Source organism: Natronomonas sp. (assembly GCF_047616845.1).
Lineage (GTDB): Archaea > Halobacteriota > Halobacteria > Halobacteriales > Haloarculaceae > Natronomonas.
On the sequence record NZ_JBLGBY010000046.1, the window covers coordinates 1 to 18,240 of the forward strand.

24 protein-coding genes are annotated in these 18,240 nt (G+C 64.9%); 12 read left to right on the forward strand and 12 right to left on the reverse strand.

The window, feature by feature from the left end:
• Positions 1-473 precede the first annotated feature (473 nt).
• The 3 genes from ACI8UR_RS09540 (at position 474) to rnhB (ending at position 2,017) form a co-directional block, all read left to right on the forward strand.
• Entirely contained in the window at positions 474-635 is a 162-nt protein-coding gene (locus ACI8UR_RS09540; protein WP_415087806.1) for a DUF1616 domain-containing protein, read from the forward strand.
• Between the two features lie 150 nt (positions 636-785).
• Positions 786-1,343 carry a response regulator gene (locus tag ACI8UR_RS09545; RefSeq protein WP_411713872.1) on the forward strand — a complete coding sequence of 186 codons (558 nt, stop codon included), beginning with the start codon at positions 786-788 and terminating at the stop codon, positions 1,341-1,343.
• Positions 1,344-1,384: 41 nt separating this feature from the next.
• Positions 1,385-2,017 (forward strand): ribonuclease HII, encoded by a 633-nt coding sequence (gene rnhB, locus ACI8UR_RS09550; protein WP_411713871.1) that lies wholly within the window; start codon positions 1,385-1,387, stop codon positions 2,015-2,017.
• Here the strand turns inward: rnhB and ACI8UR_RS09555 are convergent.
• From ACI8UR_RS09555 to ACI8UR_RS09570, 4 genes are all read right to left on the reverse strand, one after another.
• A complete protein-coding gene (locus ACI8UR_RS09555; RefSeq protein WP_411713888.1) occupies positions 2,014-2,730 on the reverse strand; it encodes a hypothetical protein in 717 nt (238 codons plus the stop codon). The two genes, rnhB and ACI8UR_RS09555, sit on opposite strands and share 4 nt — an antisense overlap.
• Before the next feature lie 138 nt (positions 2,731-2,868).
• Positions 2,869-3,594, reverse strand: a complete 726-nt coding sequence (locus tag ACI8UR_RS09560; RefSeq protein WP_411713870.1) for a nucleoside phosphorylase — start codon at positions 3,592-3,594, stop codon at positions 2,869-2,871.
• A 55-nt stretch (positions 3,595-3,649) separates the two neighbouring features.
• Positions 3,650-4,294, reverse strand: a complete 645-nt coding sequence (locus tag ACI8UR_RS09565) for an HAD family hydrolase (RefSeq protein ID WP_411713869.1) — start codon at positions 4,292-4,294, stop codon at positions 3,650-3,652.
• Positions 4,295-4,331: 37 nt separating this feature from the next.
• The gene (locus ACI8UR_RS09570) at positions 4,332-4,703 is read right to left on the reverse strand and encodes an ArsR/SmtB family transcription factor (RefSeq protein WP_411713868.1); all 372 of its coding nucleotides are present in this window, start codon (positions 4,701-4,703) and stop codon (positions 4,332-4,334) included.
• An 88-nt stretch (positions 4,704-4,791) separates the two neighbouring features.
• On the opposite strand from ACI8UR_RS09570, the gene ACI8UR_RS09575 reads away from it, so the two are divergent.
• Complete coding sequence (locus tag ACI8UR_RS09575; RefSeq protein ID WP_411713867.1) at positions 4,792-5,022, forward strand: hypothetical protein; 231 nt, start codon at positions 4,792-4,794, stop codon at positions 5,020-5,022.
• Here the strand turns inward: ACI8UR_RS09575 and ACI8UR_RS09580 are convergent.
• From ACI8UR_RS09580 to ACI8UR_RS09590, 3 genes are read right to left on the reverse strand one after another with little or no spacing between them, the layout of a single operon-like run.
• Positions 5,019-5,582: a hypothetical protein gene (locus ACI8UR_RS09580; protein ID WP_411713866.1), complete on the reverse strand. Its 564-nt coding sequence runs from the start codon at positions 5,580-5,582 to the stop codon at positions 5,019-5,021. The genes ACI8UR_RS09575 and ACI8UR_RS09580 overlap by 4 nt on opposite strands.
• Complete coding sequence (locus ACI8UR_RS09585; protein ID WP_415087804.1) at positions 5,582-6,424, reverse strand: carbohydrate kinase family protein; 843 nt, start codon at positions 6,422-6,424, stop codon at positions 5,582-5,584. The genes ACI8UR_RS09580 and ACI8UR_RS09585 overlap by 1 nt, the downstream gene beginning before the upstream one ends.
• 43 nt (positions 6,425-6,467) lie before the next feature.
• Positions 6,468-7,298, reverse strand: a complete 831-nt coding sequence (locus ACI8UR_RS09590; RefSeq protein ID WP_411713864.1) for a DUF63 family protein — start codon at positions 7,296-7,298, stop codon at positions 6,468-6,470.
• A 95-nt stretch (positions 7,299-7,393) separates the two neighbouring features.
• Between ACI8UR_RS09590 and map the strand changes: the two genes are divergently transcribed.
• Entirely contained in the window at positions 7,394-8,287 is an 894-nt protein-coding gene (gene map, locus ACI8UR_RS09595; protein ID WP_411713863.1) for a type II methionyl aminopeptidase, read from the forward strand.
• Position 8,288: 1 nt separating this feature from the next.
• On the opposite strand, the gene ACI8UR_RS09600 is transcribed toward map, so the two are convergent.
• Positions 8,289-8,489, reverse strand: a complete 201-nt coding sequence (locus ACI8UR_RS09600) for a hypothetical protein (RefSeq protein ID WP_411713862.1) — start codon at positions 8,487-8,489, stop codon at positions 8,289-8,291.
• A gap of 241 nt (positions 8,490-8,730) precedes the next feature.
• Here ACI8UR_RS09600 and ACI8UR_RS09605 point away from each other — a divergent pair, with 241 nt between their 5' ends.
• Both ACI8UR_RS09605 and ACI8UR_RS09610 read left to right on the forward strand, forming a co-directional pair.
• Complete coding sequence (locus ACI8UR_RS09605) at positions 8,731-9,270, forward strand: HIT family protein (protein WP_411713861.1); 540 nt, start codon at positions 8,731-8,733, stop codon at positions 9,268-9,270.
• Between the two features lie 70 nt (positions 9,271-9,340).
• Positions 9,341-10,273: a cation diffusion facilitator family transporter gene (locus tag ACI8UR_RS09610; protein WP_411713860.1), complete on the forward strand. Its 933-nt coding sequence runs from the start codon at positions 9,341-9,343 to the stop codon at positions 10,271-10,273.
• On the opposite strand, the gene ACI8UR_RS09615 is transcribed toward ACI8UR_RS09610, so the two are convergent.
• Both ACI8UR_RS09615 and deoC read right to left on the reverse strand, forming a co-directional pair.
• Positions 10,270-11,514 (reverse strand): tRNA (N(6)-L-threonylcarbamoyladenosine(37)-C(2))-methylthiotransferase, encoded by a 1,245-nt coding sequence (locus ACI8UR_RS09615; RefSeq protein ID WP_411713859.1) that lies wholly within the window; start codon positions 11,512-11,514, stop codon positions 10,270-10,272. The two genes, ACI8UR_RS09610 and ACI8UR_RS09615, sit on opposite strands and share 4 nt — an antisense overlap.
• A gap of 83 nt (positions 11,515-11,597) precedes the next feature.
• Positions 11,598-12,248 (reverse strand): deoxyribose-phosphate aldolase, encoded by a 651-nt coding sequence (gene deoC / locus ACI8UR_RS09620; RefSeq protein WP_411713858.1) that lies wholly within the window; start codon positions 12,246-12,248, stop codon positions 11,598-11,600.
• An 84-nt stretch (positions 12,249-12,332) separates the two neighbouring features.
• On the opposite strand from deoC, the gene ACI8UR_RS09625 reads away from it, so the two are divergent.
• The 3 genes from ACI8UR_RS09625 to ACI8UR_RS09635 all read left to right on the forward strand — a co-directional run bounded on the left by ACI8UR_RS09625 (position 12,333) and on the right by ACI8UR_RS09635 (position 14,646).
• A complete protein-coding gene (locus tag ACI8UR_RS09625; protein ID WP_411713857.1) occupies positions 12,333-13,313 on the forward strand; it encodes a ribose 1,5-bisphosphate isomerase in 981 nt (326 codons plus the stop codon).
• Positions 13,314-13,379: 66 nt separating this feature from the next.
• Positions 13,380-14,399 carry a phosphoribosylaminoimidazolesuccinocarboxamide synthase gene (locus ACI8UR_RS09630; RefSeq protein ID WP_411713856.1) on the forward strand — a complete coding sequence of 340 codons (1,020 nt, stop codon included), beginning with the start codon at positions 13,380-13,382 and terminating at the stop codon, positions 14,397-14,399.
• 70 nt (positions 14,400-14,469) lie between these two features.
• Positions 14,470-14,646: a hypothetical protein gene (locus ACI8UR_RS09635; RefSeq protein WP_411713855.1), complete on the forward strand. Its 177-nt coding sequence runs from the start codon at positions 14,470-14,472 to the stop codon at positions 14,644-14,646.
• Positions 14,647-14,650: 4 nt separating this feature from the next.
• Here ACI8UR_RS09635 and ACI8UR_RS09640 read toward each other — a convergent pair whose 3' ends face one another.
• Positions 14,651-16,258 (reverse strand): ABC transporter permease, encoded by a 1,608-nt coding sequence (locus ACI8UR_RS09640; RefSeq protein ID WP_411713854.1) that lies wholly within the window; start codon positions 16,256-16,258, stop codon positions 14,651-14,653.
• A gap of 257 nt (positions 16,259-16,515) precedes the next feature.
• A complete protein-coding gene (locus ACI8UR_RS09645) occupies positions 16,516-17,472 on the reverse strand; it encodes a formyltetrahydrofolate deformylase (protein WP_411713853.1) in 957 nt (318 codons plus the stop codon).
• Between the two features lie 207 nt (positions 17,473-17,679).
• Between ACI8UR_RS09645 and purS the strand changes: the two genes are divergently transcribed.
• Complete coding sequence (gene purS / locus ACI8UR_RS09650; protein ID WP_411713852.1) at positions 17,680-17,931, forward strand: phosphoribosylformylglycinamidine synthase subunit PurS; 252 nt, start codon at positions 17,680-17,682, stop codon at positions 17,929-17,931.
• A 109-nt stretch (positions 17,932-18,040) separates the two neighbouring features.
• Positions 18,041-18,240 (forward strand): phosphoribosylformylglycinamidine synthase subunit PurQ (locus tag ACI8UR_RS09655; protein ID WP_415087805.1); only part of this gene is annotated, 200 nt, incomplete at its 3' end.

Consider the following 18,240-nt stretch of genomic DNA (forward strand, 5'->3'; position numbering starts at 1 on the left):
TGGAGTAGGGATAGTGACGCTCGGTGTATCAGAGCTCTTGGCTCGAGCGTACCTCGGGATGCTAACCATTTAATGGACGGCCACACCTGCGGTTCTGATGCTATTATGACAGGATGTATAAACAGAAGATAAGTGGGTGTTCAGTTTCATCGTTACAGCGAGAGTCCCTCCAGTAAGTCGAGTGCATTCGGTGTCCACTCGACCTCAGTTATCGATGCCTAACCGATCCTTCACGGCGTCCTGTGACACCGTCTCGCCCTGCATTCGCTGTTCGCGACGCTCGGCCAGATGCTTGAGTGCTTCTTCAGACAGCTGTGTCGAGGGGGTGACAGAATCCCGGAGCGCGTCGCGGATGAACTCGGACGTGTTCGCGTACCCCGTTCTTCCCAGACGTCGTCGATCTGTGTCACCAGCGACTGCGGCACTCGGACGTTGATCTTCTCCATTTCACCGTCGCTCACAACGAAACGTGGATCGAGGAACGCAACATCACCGTCTCGGATGAACTGACGGGGACAGACCTCCGGCTTTCATTCCTCCTGTACGATGGAGACGTGCCGGCCCAACCCACCCGGGAGAACGCGTATCGAAACCTCCACCTCTGGATCAGCGTCGAGGACGATTCAGGCGCCTAAGTAGAGACTGCCTCCCCACGCTCTGCGATACGGCGAGATAGCTTTCTCATCACCCTCACATGAGCCGTTATCGGGTAGCTTGCACGCAACCGGGGATTTATTATCATCTGTCCCCCTCAATCTTTCACGAACAGCGTTCGTATCATCCCTATGAGCAAAGACGTCATTCTCGTCGTCGAGGACGAGCCCGAACTCGCCGACCTGTACAGTGGCTGGCTCGAACAGAAGTACCCGGTCAGGGTCGCCCAAGACGGCTCCGAGGCCCTCGAGAAGTTCGATGACGACATCGAAGTCGTCCTCCTCGACCGGCAAATGCCGGGGATGGACGGCGACGCCGTCCTCCCATTGATCCGCGACCGGAAACCGGAATGCCAGGTGGCAATGGTCACGGCCGTCGAGCCGGATGTCGACGTTATCGACATGGGCTTTGACGCCTACATCACGAAGCCCATCCGCGAAGAGGACGTCTTCGAACTCGTCGACCACCTCCTGCATCGCCGGGTGTACGACGACAACGTCCGCCGCCTCTTCTCGGCGCTTTCGAAACAGATCGCCCTCGAGAACCAGTACGACCGCGAGGAACTGGAGGACGACCCCCAGTATCAGTACCTGCTGGCTCGCATCGAGAAGCTTCGGGACGAGACGTCCGACCTCGCAGAACAGTTCGACGACGAGGGGTTCGAGACTGCGCTGGCAGCGCTGCAGTAGCACAACCCTTTTCGAGCGGCGTCGCAACCGACAGCCATAGCATGGAGTTCGGTGTTGACGAGGCCGGCAAAGGCCCCGTTCTCGGATCGATGTTCGCCGCAGCCGTGCGTGCGCCGCGTGAAGCCCTGCCGGACGGTATCGACGACTCGAAAGAACTCTCCGAGCGCCGTCGCGAGGTGATTGCCGACCAGCTCCGAGACGACGACCGGATCAGTGTCGGCGTCGCAGAGATCTCGCCCGAGCGCATCGACGCCGGCAACATGAACGACCTCACAGTCGTCGCCCACGCCGAGGTACTCGCGGAAATCGTCGAACCGGGCGACGAAGGACTCTGTGACGCCGGCGATGTCGATGCCGAGCGGTTCGCCGACCGCGTCGCCGACCATCTCGACGATTCCATCGCGGTCTCCGCCCGTCACGGCGCTGACGCTGACGACGAACTGGTCGGTGCGGCGAGCATCATCGCGAAAAGCGCCCGCGAGCGCCACGTCGACGCGCTTCGGGAAACGTTCGGCAACGTGGGTAGCGGGTATCCCTCTGACCCGACGACGCGTGCATTCCTGCGGGAGTACGTCGCTGCGAACGACGACCTTCCCGCCTGTGCCCGAACCTCGTGGTCGACGTGTGCGGACGTGTTGGCAGCCGCAGAACAGTCGGCGCTGGACGATTTCTAGAGGCCGCCCCAGCGCAGCCCGACCATCACGGCGATGAGCGCGAGCTGGAAGACGCCCTGCACGCCCGCGAGTTTGGCGTTCCGCATCCCGATGCGACTCATCACGCCGGGGTCGGGGTTGGCCGACCGCGTCTCAAGATAGACGCGCACCTCGCCGGGCAGGATGAGGCCGAAGCCCTCGATGTTGAGCACCGTCACGATGGCCAGCGTCGCCAGCATGAGCGCCCCCGGCATCTGGAGGCTGCCGATGGTGAGTGCCACCCAGGCGATGCTGCCGACCGTGATGAGGCCGAAGGGCGCGAGCCAGCGCCAATCATCGAGCGAGTCGAACTGCCAGCCGATGAGCAACAGCGCAACGGGCAGGTTCACCAAGGTGAACAGCGCGAACCACGGCTCCGGCGTGGCGAAGAACCCCCGCCGAACGGCCAAATCAAGCCCTGCCCCGATGGTCGTAATCGCGAGGGCGGGCATCAGGAACGTCATCTTCGGCGTCAGTCGCTGGAACACCTCCGCCTTGGTTTCGTCGTCGAGTCCGCCGATGACGGGGCCGAGCACCATCCCGAAGAAGAGGTCGGTGCCCGTCCAGAGGATGCCCGCCATGACGTGGACGTACGTGTGTTCAGTAAGCGATGCAACGGTCAACGCGTAGCCGAGTGCGGCCAGTGGGAGGAAGAACGCAGCGACGGCAAATGCCGGGTTCGACTGCTCCGCCATCCCCCGCACCGAGCCACGAACGGTCGTGCGTGTGGCCATTTCCGGTCGGGAAATTACAGCCGATGCTCATTATTGTATGGGTCTCCGCAGTCGATAGAAATCAGCGCCCGGCGCGGGGGTCAACTTCGATTCGGACGCTTACAGCGATTCGGCGGCGTCCAGCGAGATACGAATCGCGCGGCCGACGTTGTCCTTGGCCTTCTCCGGGAGTTCCTCGTCTTCGGTTTCACCTTTCTGCGTGCCTTCGACGAGGTTGCCGTCGGCCGTACAGATGGCGCCCGCAGCGAGCCCCTTCCGGCGGGCGAGCGTGAAGATAGCGGCGGCCTCCATCTCAACACAGAGCAGCCGTGCCGCCTCCCACTCGGCGACGTGTTCGTCGGTTTCGGCATAGAAGGCGTCGTCCGTCGCGACGGGGCCGATGTGGACGGGCGCCTGACGCTGTTCGGCAGCCTCCGAGAGCGCCGACAGCACCTCGAAGTCGGGAACGGCCGGCACTTCGGCGGCCTCGTAGCGTTTCGTCGTGCCCTCGTCCTTAGCGGCGCCGGTGGCGACGACCATATCACCGATCTCGATGCCGTGTTGGAGCGCGCCGGTCGTCCCCACGCGGATGAACGTCTCCACGCCGACGGCGGCCAGCTCCTCGACCGCGATGGCGGCGGACGGGGAGCCGATACCAGTCGAGCAGATTGTCAGGTCACGGCCCTCGTAGGTCGCGTTAACGACCTTATACTCGCGGTTCTCGGAGACGAGTTCGGCGTCGTCACAGTGGTCGGCGATGCGGTCGACGCGGCCGGGGTCACCCGGAACGAGGGCGAGGTCGGCCACGTCGCCCGCCTCGATGAGAAGATGCGGCTGTTTTGCCATGGACGAGTGCTCGACGGCAGTCACCAAAAGTCGCTCGGGACGCGGTGACCGACGGCTACGCTTCCGGAAGAACCGACAGCGAGCCGAGTTCGGCGGGCGTCTCGACGCGGTAGTCGGCCACGCCATCTCCCTCGGCGGCATCGCCGACGAACACCGTACGGTAGCCGCGGTCGGCAGCGGGCTCGATGTCGTACTCGACGTTGTCGCCGACCATGACGTACTCCTCTGCGGGGACGGCCTCCGTGATGGCGTCGAACGGCGCGTCGGCGGGCTTGAACGCTTCGATGTCGTCGGCACAGACGACCGCGTCGACGTGGGCGTCCAGCCCGGTCTCGGCCAGCTTGCGGCGCTGGACGGGCCCGTAGCCGTTCGTCACGACGCCGACGGTATCGAGCGATTCGAGTAACTCGGGGACGCCGTTCGGGACGTGCGTCGATTCGAGTTCGGTTTCGACGTAGGTGTCGGCGAACTGCTCGGGGTCGACGTCCAGGCCGGTATCGCGGGCGGCGCGGGCCGCGCCGAGATACGGACTCTCCTCGAATTCGACGAACGTCTCGATGTAGCCGGAACCGATGGCTTCGGTCGCCGCCTCGGTGGCTTCGACGCCGACCTTCGTGCAGGCGTCCCGGAAGATGCCTGGGACGTCCGGGTCGTACGTGACGAGCGTTTTATCGAGGTCGAAGAGATAGCCGACGGTCATAGGTTTGGAAGGGGACTTGTGGAAAAGACGGTTTCGGCTATCCGTACCGCTCTAGCAGTTCCCATTCCTCCTCGATAAGCTCGCCGATGCCGTGGGTCATGACTGCCTCCCCGAGCGCGGTCGCGACGTAGTACGAATACAGCCCGTCAGCGCCACGCTCCTTCCGCTTTCGGTTCGCGATGATGCCGACGGATGCCAGCCGGTCGAGATGGTAATGCAGTCGGTTGGACGGCACGTCCAGCCGCTCCGTGAGTTCCGTGGCGCTTAGTTCACCCTCCCGAAGCAACTCCGCGAGGATGCGATACCTGGTCTCCTCGCCGACGGCTCGCTGCATCGCGAGATACTCCTCGAGCGAGAGGACGCTTTCGGGCGGCAGTTCGGGGGCATCGTAGCGTTCTGCTTTGGCCATGGTACGTGGTCGAACAGGTGGCGTCCGAACCTACGCTAACGTAGGTATTCGTCGTATTTACGGATTCTTGAGTCAACGGTGGCTGATTATGGCGGTTTTTATATACCGAACTGATGAGGTGAACGCCGGCGACCGCATCCTCTTTTTGCATGAGTCGGGCGTCCGCAGCGCGATGATCGCCGCAGTCGCCGACCGCTGGGACGCGACCGTCCGCACCTTCGACGACGAATCGGAGCTGTTCGATGAAGCCCGCCTCTTTCTCAGAGATGTTATGCGGAAGGAGACGACCGGGAAACTCGCTTTTCCGCCCGAAGACTAGGCCGGCAGCACGGAGTACACGAGCTCGAGAACGGCGATGAACGCGATGCCGTAGGTGACGGCCGAGACGGCCCACTGTCGACGCACTGTTTCGGGCCGCGTCTCGTAGGCAGACCCGCCGAAACGGGGGAACACAACCCACGAAAAGAAGCAGTAGAGGAACACGACGAGGACGGCGGCTGCGAGGAGTTGGGCGACGGACGTTACGTTCGCGATGAGTAGCTCCGCGTGGAAGCCAGCCACCTCGCGAACCCGCTCGGCACCGTAGACGAGCGCTTCGAAGAGGATGCCGGCGAGCATCCCGGCCGCGAAATGGACGGCGTTCGCCGCCGTCCGTGAGATGTCACTGGGAGACTGTCCCCACAGCGCCCCGGCGGCGACGTACGGCGGGACGTAGCCGTACGATTGCAGCCGCATCACGACGGTCATGGCGACTGTCGCGAGCAGCCCCGACAGCATTGCCACGGAGAGTCGAAAGTCAAGTGTGCGCGCGGTTTCTCCCTCGAAGCCGTGCAGTGGGAACGTCCCGATTTGCAGCGCGGCGAGTACAGAGCCAGACATCACTCACGCACCTCTTCGATACGGCCCCATGAAAGGGCTGTCTTCGGCCCACGCTCGCTGGCAGCGATGGCGCCGCAGGCGTTGGCCGTCCCCAAGGCACGCTCCGGATCGTGGTCGTCCAGCCAGACGGCGAGGAAGCCGGCGGCGAAGGCATCACCAGCCCCGGTCGAATCAACCGATGGGAGGTCGTAACCGGGGTGTTCGTAGCGGCCGTCCGGACAGGCCAGCGTCGCCCCCGCCTCGCCGCGTTTCGTCACCAGCCATGGCACCGAGGCGTCGATGGCGGCCGCCTCGCGTTCGGTGACGAACAGGACATCGGCCTGCTCAAGGACGGTGTCGTACGACCGGTCGGGAAGCCGCCGGCCGGGGTCGAAACTGACCGTGAGGTCACGTTCGGTCGCCAGCTCGGCCAGCCGCGCCGCCGTTTCGGGCCGCTGGGCGGTCAGATGGAGTGCGTCGGCATCCTCGAACACAGCAGGGTCGATATCGTCGGGTGCCAGCGCCTCGTTGGCGCCGTCGGTGCCGAGAATGGCGACCTCGGCGTCGTCATCGACGAGGATGTATTTGGTCGTCGTCTCGAGGTCGGTCACGACCTCAACGCGCGTTTCGACGCCCGAAGCACGCAGATCGGCGAGCGCTCGCTCGCCAGTGTCGTCGTCGCCGACGCTGCCGAGCAGCCGAGCCTGCTGTTCAAGGGCGACGAGCGCGGTTGCGACGTTCGCCGCGCTCCCGCCGCCGGCTTCCGACCGCTCGCGCACCCGCGCCTCGTCGTCGGGAGCGGGCAACCGGTCGACGCGGAGCGTCACGTCCCAGTTGACGTGGCCGGCACAAACGACGCGCATGCGTTCGCCTCCGTGTCGGCCGGTCTTAAATTCCCCACAGGAATCACGAGACGGCGAAGAGAACGACGTTGTGTGCGCCGGGGCCGAGACCGACCGCGGTGATGAGCCCGAGCAACAGATATCCCTCGACCGGCTCTTCGCGGACGTACTCGTCGAACAGTTCGACGACGACCGCAGCGAGAAGGAGTTTCACGACGACGAACAGCCAGCCGGCACCGATGAACTCGGCCGTCGGCAGCGCCGCGGCGGTGTCGATGATGAGTTTTGACAGCGGTGTCTGCTCGCCGAATCCGAGCAGGTCGTAGCCAACGGCCGTCGAAACGCCGTCGAGGGCGTGTCCGAAGACGACCAGCGCGCCGACCTGCCCCGTTGCTGAGACTTCTCGAAGCCGCTGTAACGGTGCCCACACGGCTGCGGCGGCGATGACGGAACCAATGATGATGGCCAGCGAGAGGCCAGGGCCAGCGGATGGCACGCTCGTTCCGCCACCCTGAGCAACGAGGGCGGCAGCCACAAGCGCCAATAGGAGCACTGCAGCCCCAGCGAGGCCCAGAATCCCCGGTGCCGACGTCGGCGCCCACTCGTCGGACGGCCGGTCGGCGACGGCGGCGTAGACGCCACCGGCGAGAATGCCCACGGTCACGTAGACGGCCGGCGACCCGAACAGGGGAGCGACCGCTTCGGGAATCGCACCGACCTGATAGAGCGCGTACAGCGCCCCACCGGCGGCCATCCACGGCGACAGCGCGGCAACCATACCCTGTGTCACCGGTGGGCGGCGACTGGAGAGCAGCCCCGCGACGCCGACGGCTGCGGCGAGCAGCACGACGAGATACGGTAGCGGCGGCAGCCCGAACCCGGACGGAAGTATCACGCTCGCAAACGCGTCGGGCGCGCTGGAAAGCGTTGCGGTTGCTCGGACGGCCTGGGAACGCAACCCCTTTTATCGAACCTGCCAAAGCCGCGTGCATGAGTGTCGACCTCACCGACGAGCAGTACGAGAAACACCGCGAGGCGGGCGAAATCCTCGCACAGGTGCGCGAGGAGGCCGCCGACCGCGTCGAGGTCGGCGTCGAACACCTCGAAGTCGCGGCGTTCGCCGAAGACCGCATCCGCGAACTCGGCGGCGAACCCGCCTTCCCCGTCAACATCAGTATCGATGAGGAGGCCGCCCACGCCACGCCGGAACCCGGTGACGACGCGACGTTCGGCGAGGAGATGATCAACCTCGACATCGGCGTCCACGTCGACGGCTGGCTAGCCGACACCGCGGTGACGGTCGACCTCTCGGGCACTCCCGAACTCGCCGAAGCGCCCGCCGAAGCGCTCGATGCCGCCCTCGATATCATCGAACCCGGCGTCGAAACGGGCGAGATCGGTGCCGAAATCGAGGACGTCATCGACGGTTACGGCTACAACCCCGTCGTCAACCTCACCGGCCACGGCCTCGGCCACTGGGAACAGCACACCGAACCCAACATCCCGAACCGCGCCGTCCAGCAGGGCATCGAACTCGAAGTTGGCGACGTTGTCGCCATCGAACCGTTCGTGACCGACGGCGGCGGCAAGGTCAGCGAGGGCAGCGACGAGGAAATTTACGCCCTCGAACAGGAAGCGAGCGTCCGCAATCGTCAGGCGCGTGAGGCGCTCGAACAGATCGTCGAGGAGTTCAAGACGCTGCCCTTCGCGCGCCGCTGGCTCGATACCTCACGGGCGAAGATGGCGCTGCGCCGCCTCGAACAGCAGAACGTCGTCCACGGCTATCCCGTCCTCAAAGAGCAGGACGGCTTCCTCGTCAGCCAGAAAGAACACACCATCATCGTCACCGAAGACGGCTGTGAAGTGACGACGCGAAACCGGTAGTTCACGCGTTGTTCATCCGGATCGTCTCCTCGGCACCGCAGACGCGACACGTCGAGACGCGGTACGGTTCGCGGGAGAACTCGGCGTTCTCCTCTTTCCGGCTCTCCGTGCGGAGTTGGATGCTGACCTCATGGGGGGTCTCGCGGCTACACTCTGTACACTCCTCCGCCATCTCGTCCTCGTTGGTCATTCGAGTCGCCATGTGCACGTCAGCCTATCCGGGATATCTGCATAAAAACCGTATTTGGTTGACCACTGTTCGAACCGTTCAGCCGCCGATGAACGGTCGCTGCGGATATCGCGTGAGGCCCGTCTCAACCCCGAGGAGACTGTTCAATGAGGCCGGGGCTCCGTTTTTCGGGGGAGTAAACTGCCACAATGGTTAAATAGGAGAACGGAACCGAGTGCGCAGGATTGACGCCGGTTCGACCGGAGGAGGTGGTATGGAACAGCTGTTCGCGCCGTGGCGCATCGAGTGGGTCAAACGGGACGGCGAGGAAGCCGACATCGACGGCTGTCCGTTCTGCGTCCTCCCCGACCGCGACGACGCCCGCGAGGCACGCATCGTCGCCGAATCCGAACACGCGTACGTGCTGTTGAACAATTTTCCGTACAACCCTGGCCACGCGATGGTCATCCCGCGAGCACACACCGGCGAATACACCGAACTCGATGAGTTGGTGTTGCTCGACCACGCCCGTCTCAAGCAGCGCACCATCAAGGCGATGGAGGCCGGCTTCGCCCCCGACGGCGTCAACACCGGCCTCAACCTCGGTGACGCCTCCGGCGGCTCCATCGACGACCATCTTCACACCCACGTCGTCCCGCGATGGAGCGGCGATACGAACTTCATGCCCGTCACCGCGGACACGAAGGTCATCGTCCAGGCCGTCGACGACACCTACGAACAGCTCTACGAGGCGTTCGCGGAGGGCGAGGACGCGACCGTGACCGACAGCGGCGCCGTCCACATCGACTTTTAGTCGCGTCGAAGCGAGCGCTTCGAACGCGCTAATCATATCACTTATCTGGGTGGTTCCGTTAGAGGGGGCAATGAGCGACACGGCGGTGGCCGAGGCCGGCCTGAAATCCGACGCCGCACGGGAGGGCTTTACCCGCGCCAGCGTCGTCAACGTCCTCGGTAACGCCGCCAAAATCATCGTCGAGACGGCCGCCGGACTCACGTTCGGCTCTGTCGCCCTGCTCGCCGACGCCGGCCATTCGGTCGCCGACCTCGTCGCCAGCGTCGTCGTCCTCGTGTGGGGTCGCAGCGTCTACGCCGACCCCGACGAACGCCACCCGCACGGCCACCAGCGCATCGAACCGCTCACGGCGCTTTTCGTCGGCAGCGTCATCGTTCTCCTCGGCCTGAACCTCCTCTATCGCTCCGCACTCGGCCTCATCGAGGAGCCGACGGTCTCGTTCAGCCCCATCCTCGTCGGCGCGCTCCTCTTTTCGATGGTCGACATGTATCTGCTGTACTGGTATACGATGCGTGTCAACGAACGTGTCGACTCCTCGGCGCTCGATGCGCTCGCCGCCGACTGTCTCAACGATATCTACACCACCATCGCAGCCCTCGTCGGCATCGCCGGTGTCTTCCTCGGTTATCCGGTGCTCGACGCCGTCGCCGGCGCGCTCGTCAGCCTGCTCGTCGTGTATCAGGGCGCCGATATCGGGCACGAGAACGTCTCCTATCTCATTGGCGCCGCACCATCCGAGGAACAGCGACAGCGCATCGTCTCGAAACTCCGGTCACACCCCGACGTTGTGGGGGTTCATGACGTCGTCGTCTTCTACGACGGTACGCGCCTCGAAGTCGAGGCCCACATCGAGGTCGACGGCGAGCTGACGCTCGTCGAAGCCCACGACATCGAAACCGAACTCATCGACTCGCTGCGAGAGATGAGCGATATCGGCGACGTTCACCTCCATCTCGACCCGGCGGGTATCGGGGAGTGGAAAGACGCCGACGACGGCAGTTAGACTGGCTCGCCGAAGCAGTACATCGTCTCGTTGGCCGTAACCTCGACCTCGATCAGGTCGCCGATTTCGACGTCCTTCTCCGAGACGTTCGTGATGATGACCTGCCGGTAGGCCTCGTCGCGGCACTTCACGGAGTCGGCGGTGCCCTCCTCGGCGACGAGCACCTCGTGCGTCTCGCCGACCATCGACTCGTGGGCCTCTTGGCAGATGTCCATCTTCAGGTCGGTCATCTCCTTCGAGCGCTCCTTCTTGATCGTGCCGCCGAGGCCCTTCATGTCAGCCGCATCGGTGCCGGGGCGCTTCGAGAAGCGCGTGACGTTGATCTTCTCGGGGCGGACGTCATCGAGCAGCTCCATCGACTTTCGGTGGTCACCCTCGGTTTCGGTCGGGAAGCCGACGATGAAGTCCGTCGACAGCGTCCAGTGGTCGAGGCGCTCATCGAACGTCTCGACGACTTCCTCGAACTTCTCGACGCGGTGTTGGCGGCGCATGTCTTCAAGCACGTCGTCGCTGCCGGACTGGACGGGCGCGTGGATGAAGTTGTAGAGCTTCTCGTTGTCGGCGAACACGTCGGCCAGTTCCTCGTGAATGCCGTGGATGCCGCCGGGGTTCGCCATCCCGAGGCGCACCCGGAACTCGCCCTCGATATCGCAGATGCGGTCGAGGAGTTCGGGCAGCTTTCGGTCGCCATCGTCCCAGCCGTACACGCCGGTGTCCTGGCCGGTGATACGGAGTTCCTTCGCACCGGCGTGGACGAGCGCCCGCGCCTTCTCGACGTTCTCCTCGACAGACGGGGAGTCGACGCGGCCGGTTGCGAACTTCGTGATGCAGTACGAGCAGTTGCTCATACAGCCGCGGGCGATGGGAAGGATGCCGACGACGCCGTCGAGGATGGGTTCGGCGTCGGGCGTCGTCGTCGGGCACTCGCCGTTCGTCACCGCGGTGGGAACGTCATCCCAGTGCAGCACCTGAACGTCGAGGTCGCCGAACTCCCCGCCCTGTGCGAGGGCCATACAGCCCGTGACGATGAGGTCGGAGGTCTCCGATTCGAGCTCTTCGGCCCGGCGGAGCATGTTGCGCTCGGTCTTCTCGACGACGGTGCAGGTGTTGAGGATGGCCACGTCGGCTTTCTTGGGGCCGTCGACGCGGTAGTGGCCCGCGTCGCGGAGCTTGCGCTCGATCTGCCGGCTCTCACCCCGATTCGACGTACAGCCGTACGTCTCGATGTGGTACGTAGCCATCGGCGTACTGCTGAATTACATGCGGGCAGCAAAAAGGGCGACGCTTCGAGACTCGTTTTCGTTCGGGTTCCCGCGGCGACACGTCACTCGAAGACGCTCGGGTCGAACGCCTCGACGATTCCGACGCCGGCAGAGGCCCCGATACGCTCGGCACCGGCATCAAGCATGGCGACCGCTTCCTCGAACGTGCCGATGCCGCCGCTGGCCTTGACGGGGAGATACTCGCTCATGATGCGGACATCCGCGACGTTCGCGCCACCACCCTCGGCGAAGCCGGTCGCGGTCTTGACGAACGCCGCGCCCGCCTCTTCTGCTATCTCACAGACGGTTCGCAGTTCCAACGCTGAGAGCAGCGGCGCCTCGACGATGACTTTCACCGGCATCGGGACGGCGGCGACGACGCGCTCCAGTTCCTCGGCGACGGCATCGGTATCACCGGCGTGCAGTCGCCCGGGATTGACGACGACGTCCAGTTCGTCGGCGTCGTCTTTCCAGGCGCGTTCGGCCTCGAACTCCTTCGCCCGAGGTGCCGCCTGCCCGTGCGGGAAGGCCGCGACCGTGACGAGCCGGACGTCGGGTGCGTAGTCGGCCGCTTCCGCGACGTAGCACGGCGGGATACAGGCGTTCATGCCGTGGGTTTCGGCGGCATCGAGCACCGCCTCAACGTCGGCCCAGGTCGTCTCCGGGCCGAGGACGGTGTGGTCGATGCGTTCGGCGAACTCGGCACGTTCCATATCCGCATCAGTTGCCCTCACGGTATAAAGAGTCCACCCCGACGCCGGCGCGAGGCTTTTGCCGCCTGCGTGCCAACGTCTTGCATGGACGACGCGTCGAACCTCGCGCCCGAGGTTCGCGAGACGGCACAACGCATCGCCGACATGGAGATTCGCGGCGCCGCCACCATCGCCGATGCGGCCGCGACGGCGCTTGGCGCACAAGCAGCGGCGAGCGATGCGACGACGCCGAGTGCGTTTCGTGCGGAACTCGACGCCGCCGCCCGCACGCTCCACGACACCCGCCCGACAGCCGTCAGCCTGCCGAACGCGCTCCGGTACGTCCTCAACGACATCGAGGGCGACACCGTTGCGGAGCTGCGGCAGTCGGTACAGCGACGCGTCGCTACCTTCCGAGACGACCTCGACGACGCCCAAGAGCGGCTGGGACGTATCGGCGCCGGGCGCTTCACAGATGGCGATACGGTGCTGACACACTGCCATTCGACGGACGCGATGGCGTGTCTCGAAGCCGCCGTCGAGGCCGGTACCGACCTCGAAGCCGTCGTCAAAGAGACGCGCCCGCGAAATCAGGGTCACATCACCGCCCGGCGACTGCGTGAACTCGACGTGCCGGTCACGCTCATCGTCGACAACGCTGCCCATCAGTTTCTCGATGATGTCGATCATCTGCTCTGTGGCGCCGATAGCATCGCCGCTGACGGCAGCGTCGTCAACAAAATCGGGACGGCGGGACTGGCCGTTTCGGCACGCGACCGCGGCGTCCCGGTCGTAGTCGCCGCCCAGTCAATCAAACTGCACCCGAAGACGCTGACGGGCGCCGCCGTGAAAATCGAGCAACGCGCGGCCGAGGAAGTCCTCGACGAGGAGGCCCGCGCCGACATTGGCGATATCGATGTGGCGAATCCGGCCTTCGACGTGACGCCGCCGAGACACGTCGACGCCATCGTCACCGAGCACGGCCAGTTCCCGCCCGAAAGCGTCGTCGTGTTGATGCGGGAGCTGTTCGGCGAACGCGTCGAGGAGCCCTGGAGCGATTCAGGGCCGAGCCTGAACGACGGCTGACCCCGACGCGACCCGCGCAAACGGCGATGGAAACGCCTTTCCGGATTCACGGACTCGGACTCAGTAATGACCAGCGTCAAGGAGTTCCGTATCGAGGAGCCCGCGACGGCGGACGACCTCGGGCGGGGTGCCTTCGTGTTCACCGACGACTATTCGGTGTTCGATTGGGGGAAGATGCCGGATTCCATCCCGAACAAGGGGGCCTCGCTGTGTGCGATGGGCGCGGCCAACTTCGAAGCCCTCGAAGCGGCGGGCGTGCCGACGCATTATCGCGGCGTCGTCAGCCGCGGCGAAGCAGTGCCGCTCGACGACATCGTCGCCCCGCCGCGGGAGATGGCGATCGACCTCACGCGCGTGCCCGACCTGCCGCACGACGGCCGGGAGTACGACTACACCACCTTCCACCAGGAAGCCGAGGCGAACTACCTGATTCCGCTCGAAATCGTCTTCCGCAACACGGTGCCCGTCGGGTCGTCGCTCCGCTCGCGGGCTGACCCTGCCGATTTCGACCTCGACCACGACGAGTGGCCCGACGAGCCGGTCGACCTCCCCGAAGCCGTCATCGAGTTCTCCACGAAGTTCGAGGAGTCCGATCGCTATCTCTCCCGTGAGAACGCCGACTACATCGCCGGCGAGGCCGATGTCGACGACCTCGAAGCAATTGCCCGGGAGGTCAACGACCTCGTCACCGAGACGGCCGCCGACGCAGGGCTGAAACACGAGGACGGCAAAATCGAGTGTCTCTACTTCGATGGCGAGATTCGGGTCGCCGACGTGGTCGGCACGTTCGACGAGAACCGCTTTTCGTATGAGGGCCAACAGCTCTCGAAGGAGGTCGTTCGGCAGTATCACAAGCGCACCCAGCCCGACTGGATCGAAGCGGTCGGCGAAGCGAAGACGGCCGCCAAAGAGCAGGGCGTCGCCGACTGGCGCGAACTCTGTGCGGTCAAGCCCGAGCCGCTCGACGACCACGTTCTCGACGCCGTCGCCAGCATGTACACGGCGGGGGCGAACGCCTATCTCGACCGTGAGCTGTTCAGCGCGCCGCCGCTGCCAAAAGCCGTCGAGCGCATTCGAAGCCTCTGAGACTCGATGCGGCGACCGCCGCAGGGCCGAATCCACGACGTTTTTATTCTTCCATAGAGAACCGCCGATCATGATACCGTTACAGGCGGCCATCGACCCCGTGATGGCGGTCGTTCTTTTGTCCATCGTGATGGTATTCGTCATCATCTTCGGGTTCATCTGGGCGTTCGAGAACATTCAACAGGAACCCGAAATCCACGACGAAGACGAGGAGCTCAAAGAGCTCGACCCCGGCCACGGCGTGTAAGGCCCTACTGTTCTCGTCGCAGGATGAAGACCATCGACAGTCCGGAGACGACGAGCAAAAGCAGCGCCGGCACGGCGGCGTAGCCGTAGTGGCCGGCCTGTCGCGCCGCCCAGACGCGCGTTACCAGCGTCTCGAAGCCCGTCGGTCGCAACAGAAGCGTCGCCGGCAGCTCCTTCATCGTCGTGAGAAAGACGAGCGCGGCGCCCGCGATGAGCCCAGGTGCGATGAGCGGCAGCGTCACACGGCGGAACGTCGTCAGCGGCCCCTGCCCGAGCGTGCGTGCCGCCTCCGAGAGCTTCGGGTTCACCTGCAGCACCGACGTCCGGGTCGAGCCCACCGCCTGCGGCATGAACCGGACGACGTAGGCGAAGACGAGAATCGGGATCGTCTGGTAGATGCCGAGTTCGTAGCCGCCGAGCGACAGCGACCCGTAGTTCGCGCCGAAGAAGACCAACGCGAGGCCGATGACGATGCCCGGAACGGCGTAGCCGACGTAGGTCGCTCGCTCGAACAGTGATCCGAGTCGGGAGTCGTATCGCGCCGAAAGGTAGGCAACGGGCAGGGCAGCGACCGCCGCGACGAGTGCCGCCAGCCCGGCGACGTACGCGGAGTTGACCAGCCACGACCACTGGAAGACGAAGCTGTCCGGGGGGGTCGCCCGCCCGGTAAGCAGATACCACGTGAACAGCGCGACCGGCATCACGAGGGTGAAAAGCCCGAGCAGCGCGCAGGCGGTGACGGCGGGCCATTTCCAGATACCGAGTTCGATTTCGGCCGTCTCGCCGGCCGCTCCCTCGGTGTACAGCGTCTCCGAGCGGCGAACGCGGGACTCGATTGCGAGGATGAACACCGTCAGCGCGACGAGCTGCAACGAGAGGAAGGAGGCGTAGTCGCTACCGCCGAGCGAGCGGTGTTCGAGGTATATCTGGCGCGTGAACACCTCCGCCTGAAGGAAGGCGGGCGTGCCGAAATCGGAGACGGCGTACAGCGCCGCGAGGAGCGCGCCCGCCGTGATGGCCGGGCGAATCTGCGGTAGCGTCACGCGGCGGAACGTCGACCACCAGTCCTGGTTGAGCGTCCGGGCCGCATCGACGAGCGATTTGTCGAAGGATTTCAGCGCCGCACGGGTCGTGATGTAGACGTATGGGTAGGTGTACAGGGCGATGATGAGAACCGCGCTCGGCAGCCCGTAGATGTTCGGCAGTTCTTGGACGCCGAGCGGTTCGAGCCACCCCTGGACGATGCCGCGGGGGCGGAACATCGCGACGTAGGCGAACGCGCCGATGTAACTGGGGATAGCGAGGGGCAGCGAGACGACGACCGTCCAGAAGCGCCGGCCGGGGAGGTCGGTGCGAACCGTCAAAAGCGCAAGCGGCACCGCGAGCGACACCGAGAGGACGGTGACGCCAGCCATCAACAGGAGGCTGTTGAAGAACACCTCGATGACGCGGGGATGGACGAGGATGTCGGTGGCTCGACCGGCGTCGACGGACGACGCGCGCAGGACGACCCACGTTAGCGGGAAGACGAGCGCCGCGGCGACGGCACCGCTGAGAAGCGTCAGTGCGAGCGGACGTCCGGACGCAGTCCCGTCGGTCGTCGCTTCTGCCATTGGCCGAAAAGGGGGCGTCGAGTTGTTTAGGTCTTCCCAAACGGGATTTGGCGGCTATCGCTGACTGGCTGGTCGGTGCATCGAAAGGACAGACGCGGTGAGCCGGTCGAGCGACCACGAGCCACGAGGGCTCGATCCCAGGTGATACCCACAGATAGCGGGGATGGCGGTCGCGCCAGCGCACTGGGGAGGGATGCCACGGACATCCGTCCCGCACGCATCTGTTTTAGGCCAGCCTAAAACAATAAAGCTACCGGTCAGTCGTCGCCAGATACGACGTCGCCGAGGCCGTCGACGGGGCGGTCGGGCAGCAGGTTGTCGACGGGCTCCGGGAGGCCGAACTGGTACTCGTCGACGTCGACCTCGTCGCGGAGCTCAGTCCGGCCGTGATACACCGAGACGGCGTTATCGAGATGGAGCTGGACGGCTTCAAGCAGCGCGTCGGCCTCAAGCGGCTGGCCGAGGCGTTCCAGTTCCTCGACGTCCGCTCCGGCGGGGACGTTGAACGCTCGCTGGGTGATAATCGGCCCCTGGTCGAGGTCGGTCGTAACGTAGTGTGCGGTCACGCCCGCGACGCGGACGCCTTCCTCGCGGGCCTGCCGGTAGGCCTCGGCGCCGGGGAACGCCGGTAGCAGGCTCGGGTGGATGTTGATGATGCGGTCTTCGTACCGGAAGACGACGTTCGGGCTGAGGATACGCATGTAGCGTGCCAGCACGATGAGGTCGGTGTCGTACTCCTCGAGGACATCGAGCAGTTCCTCCTCGTCGGGGGTGCCCTTCTCGTCGCCGATATCGTGGAAGTCGACACCGTAGTGTTCCGCGAGCGGTTCGAGGTCGTCGTGGTTGCCGACGATGACGCTGATCTCGGCACCGAGTTCGCCGTCGGCCCACGCCTCGAACAGCGCTTCCAAGCAGTGTGATTCCTTCGTGACGAGCACCGCGATAGTGCGGGTCTCGCGGTCGCCCGGGAACCGAACCTGGATGTCGACGCCGAGGTCGTCGCTCAACTCGTCGAGCGCTTCCCGAAGGTCTTCGGGTTCGCAGGTCATCTCGGCCGTATCGACGTGCATCGTCATCCGGAAGACGCCGTCCCGAACCGCCTGGTCGAGGTCTTCGATGTTGATGTCGCGTTCGAAAAGCAGCGTCGTCACACGGGCGATGAGGCCGGTCTTGTCCTCCCCGACGACCGTGAGTTCGGTCAGCTCCTGGCTCACGGGCGATCCCTCCGTTCGGGTACAGACAGCGCAGTCATGCTACCGAGTGGGTGATGGGTGGTCAAAAGGTCGGCGTTCCGTTCGCGCGAGGGCACCGCATCATCGACCTGCAAGCGAAGCGTGTCTGTCCGCACCCGAATACCCCACGAACGTGCATACGCCAGTCAATACACAACCGTTTTCACGCACGAACACGCGGCATCACACATGACCGCCTACACCGCGACCGTCACCGTCCGGCTGAAGCGGGGCGTTCTCGACCCGGAGGCCGAGACCACCCAGCAGGCGCTCGAACGCCTCGGCTTCGAGTTGGACGCCCTCCGCTCGGCCGACCGCTTCGAGGTTGACCTGGACGCGCCCGATGTCGACGACGCCGAACAGCGGGCCACCGAGATGGCCGAACGCCTGCTCGCGAATCCGACCATCCACGATTACGAGGTCGAGGTTGCGGAAGCCTAATCGATGACTGTCGCCATCACCATGCTACCGACGCCCGGTTCCCACACGAGGTGGTCACCGTGACCACGGTCGCTTCGCTCCCTGCTCACGCTCGCCGGAGGTGGCTCGCGTGACCGTCGCCATCATCCGCTTCGGTGGCTCGAACTGCGACCGCGACGCCCTCCGCGCTCTGGAGCATCTCGGCATCGACGCCGAGATCGTCTGGCACGACGACGGCCTCCCCACGGACACCGACGGTATCGTCATCCCCGGCGGCTTCTCCTACGGCGACTACCTCCGTGCCGGCGCGATGGCCGCCCGCGCACCCAT

What these genes read in the sequence shown, in the direction of transcription:
- ACI8UR_RS09545 (WP_411713872.1), top strand. Translation starts at nt 786, where the DNA reads ATGAGCAAAGACGTCATTCTCGTCGTCGAGGACGAGCCCGAACTCGCC.
- ACI8UR_RS09585 (WP_415087804.1), bottom strand. Translation starts at nt 6,424, where the DNA reads ATGCGCGTCGTTTGTGCCGGCCACGTCAACTGGGACGTGACGCTCCGC.
- ACI8UR_RS09640 (WP_411713854.1), bottom strand. Translation starts at nt 16,258, where the DNA reads ATGGCAGAAGCGACGACCGACGGGACTGCGTCCGGACGTCCGCTCGCA.
- ACI8UR_RS09555 (WP_411713888.1), bottom strand. Translation starts at nt 2,730, where the DNA reads ATGGCGGAGCAGTCGAACCCGGCATTTGCCGTCGCTGCGTTCTTCCTC.
- ACI8UR_RS09580 (WP_411713866.1), bottom strand. Translation starts at nt 5,582, where the DNA reads ATGTCTGGCTCTGTACTCGCCGCGCTGCAAATCGGGACGTTCCCACTG.
- ACI8UR_RS09565 (WP_411713869.1), bottom strand. Translation starts at nt 4,294, where the DNA reads ATGACCGTCGGCTATCTCTTCGACCTCGATAAAACGCTCGTCACGTAC.
- rnhB (WP_411713871.1), top strand. Translation starts at nt 1,385, where the DNA reads ATGGAGTTCGGTGTTGACGAGGCCGGCAAAGGCCCCGTTCTCGGATCG.
- map (WP_411713863.1), top strand. Translation starts at nt 7,394, where the DNA reads ATGAGTGTCGACCTCACCGACGAGCAGTACGAGAAACACCGCGAGGCG.
- ACI8UR_RS09610 (WP_411713860.1), top strand. Translation starts at nt 9,341, where the DNA reads ATGAGCGACACGGCGGTGGCCGAGGCCGGCCTGAAATCCGACGCCGCA.
- ACI8UR_RS09605 (WP_411713861.1), top strand. Translation starts at nt 8,731, where the DNA reads ATGGAACAGCTGTTCGCGCCGTGGCGCATCGAGTGGGTCAAACGGGAC.
- ACI8UR_RS09625 (WP_411713857.1), top strand. Translation starts at nt 12,333, where the DNA reads ATGGACGACGCGTCGAACCTCGCGCCCGAGGTTCGCGAGACGGCACAA.
- ACI8UR_RS09615 (WP_411713859.1), bottom strand. Translation starts at nt 11,514, where the DNA reads ATGGCTACGTACCACATCGAGACGTACGGCTGTACGTCGAATCGGGGT.
- ACI8UR_RS09600 (WP_411713862.1), bottom strand. Translation starts at nt 8,489, where the DNA reads ATGGCGACTCGAATGACCAACGAGGACGAGATGGCGGAGGAGTGTACA.
- deoC (WP_411713858.1), bottom strand. Translation starts at nt 12,248, where the DNA reads ATGGAACGTGCCGAGTTCGCCGAACGCATCGACCACACCGTCCTCGGC.
- ACI8UR_RS09630 (WP_411713856.1), top strand. Translation starts at nt 13,380, where the DNA reads ATGACCAGCGTCAAGGAGTTCCGTATCGAGGAGCCCGCGACGGCGGAC.
- ACI8UR_RS09570 (WP_411713868.1), bottom strand. Translation starts at nt 4,703, where the DNA reads ATGGCCAAAGCAGAACGCTACGATGCCCCCGAACTGCCGCCCGAAAGC.
- ACI8UR_RS09575 (WP_411713867.1), top strand. Translation starts at nt 4,792, where the DNA reads ATGGCGGTTTTTATATACCGAACTGATGAGGTGAACGCCGGCGACCGC.
- ACI8UR_RS09635 (WP_411713855.1), top strand. Translation starts at nt 14,470, where the DNA reads ATGATACCGTTACAGGCGGCCATCGACCCCGTGATGGCGGTCGTTCTT.
- ACI8UR_RS09560 (WP_411713870.1), bottom strand. Translation starts at nt 3,594, where the DNA reads ATGGCAAAACAGCCGCATCTTCTCATCGAGGCGGGCGACGTGGCCGAC.
- purS (WP_411713852.1), top strand. Translation starts at nt 17,680, where the DNA reads ATGACCGCCTACACCGCGACCGTCACCGTCCGGCTGAAGCGGGGCGTT.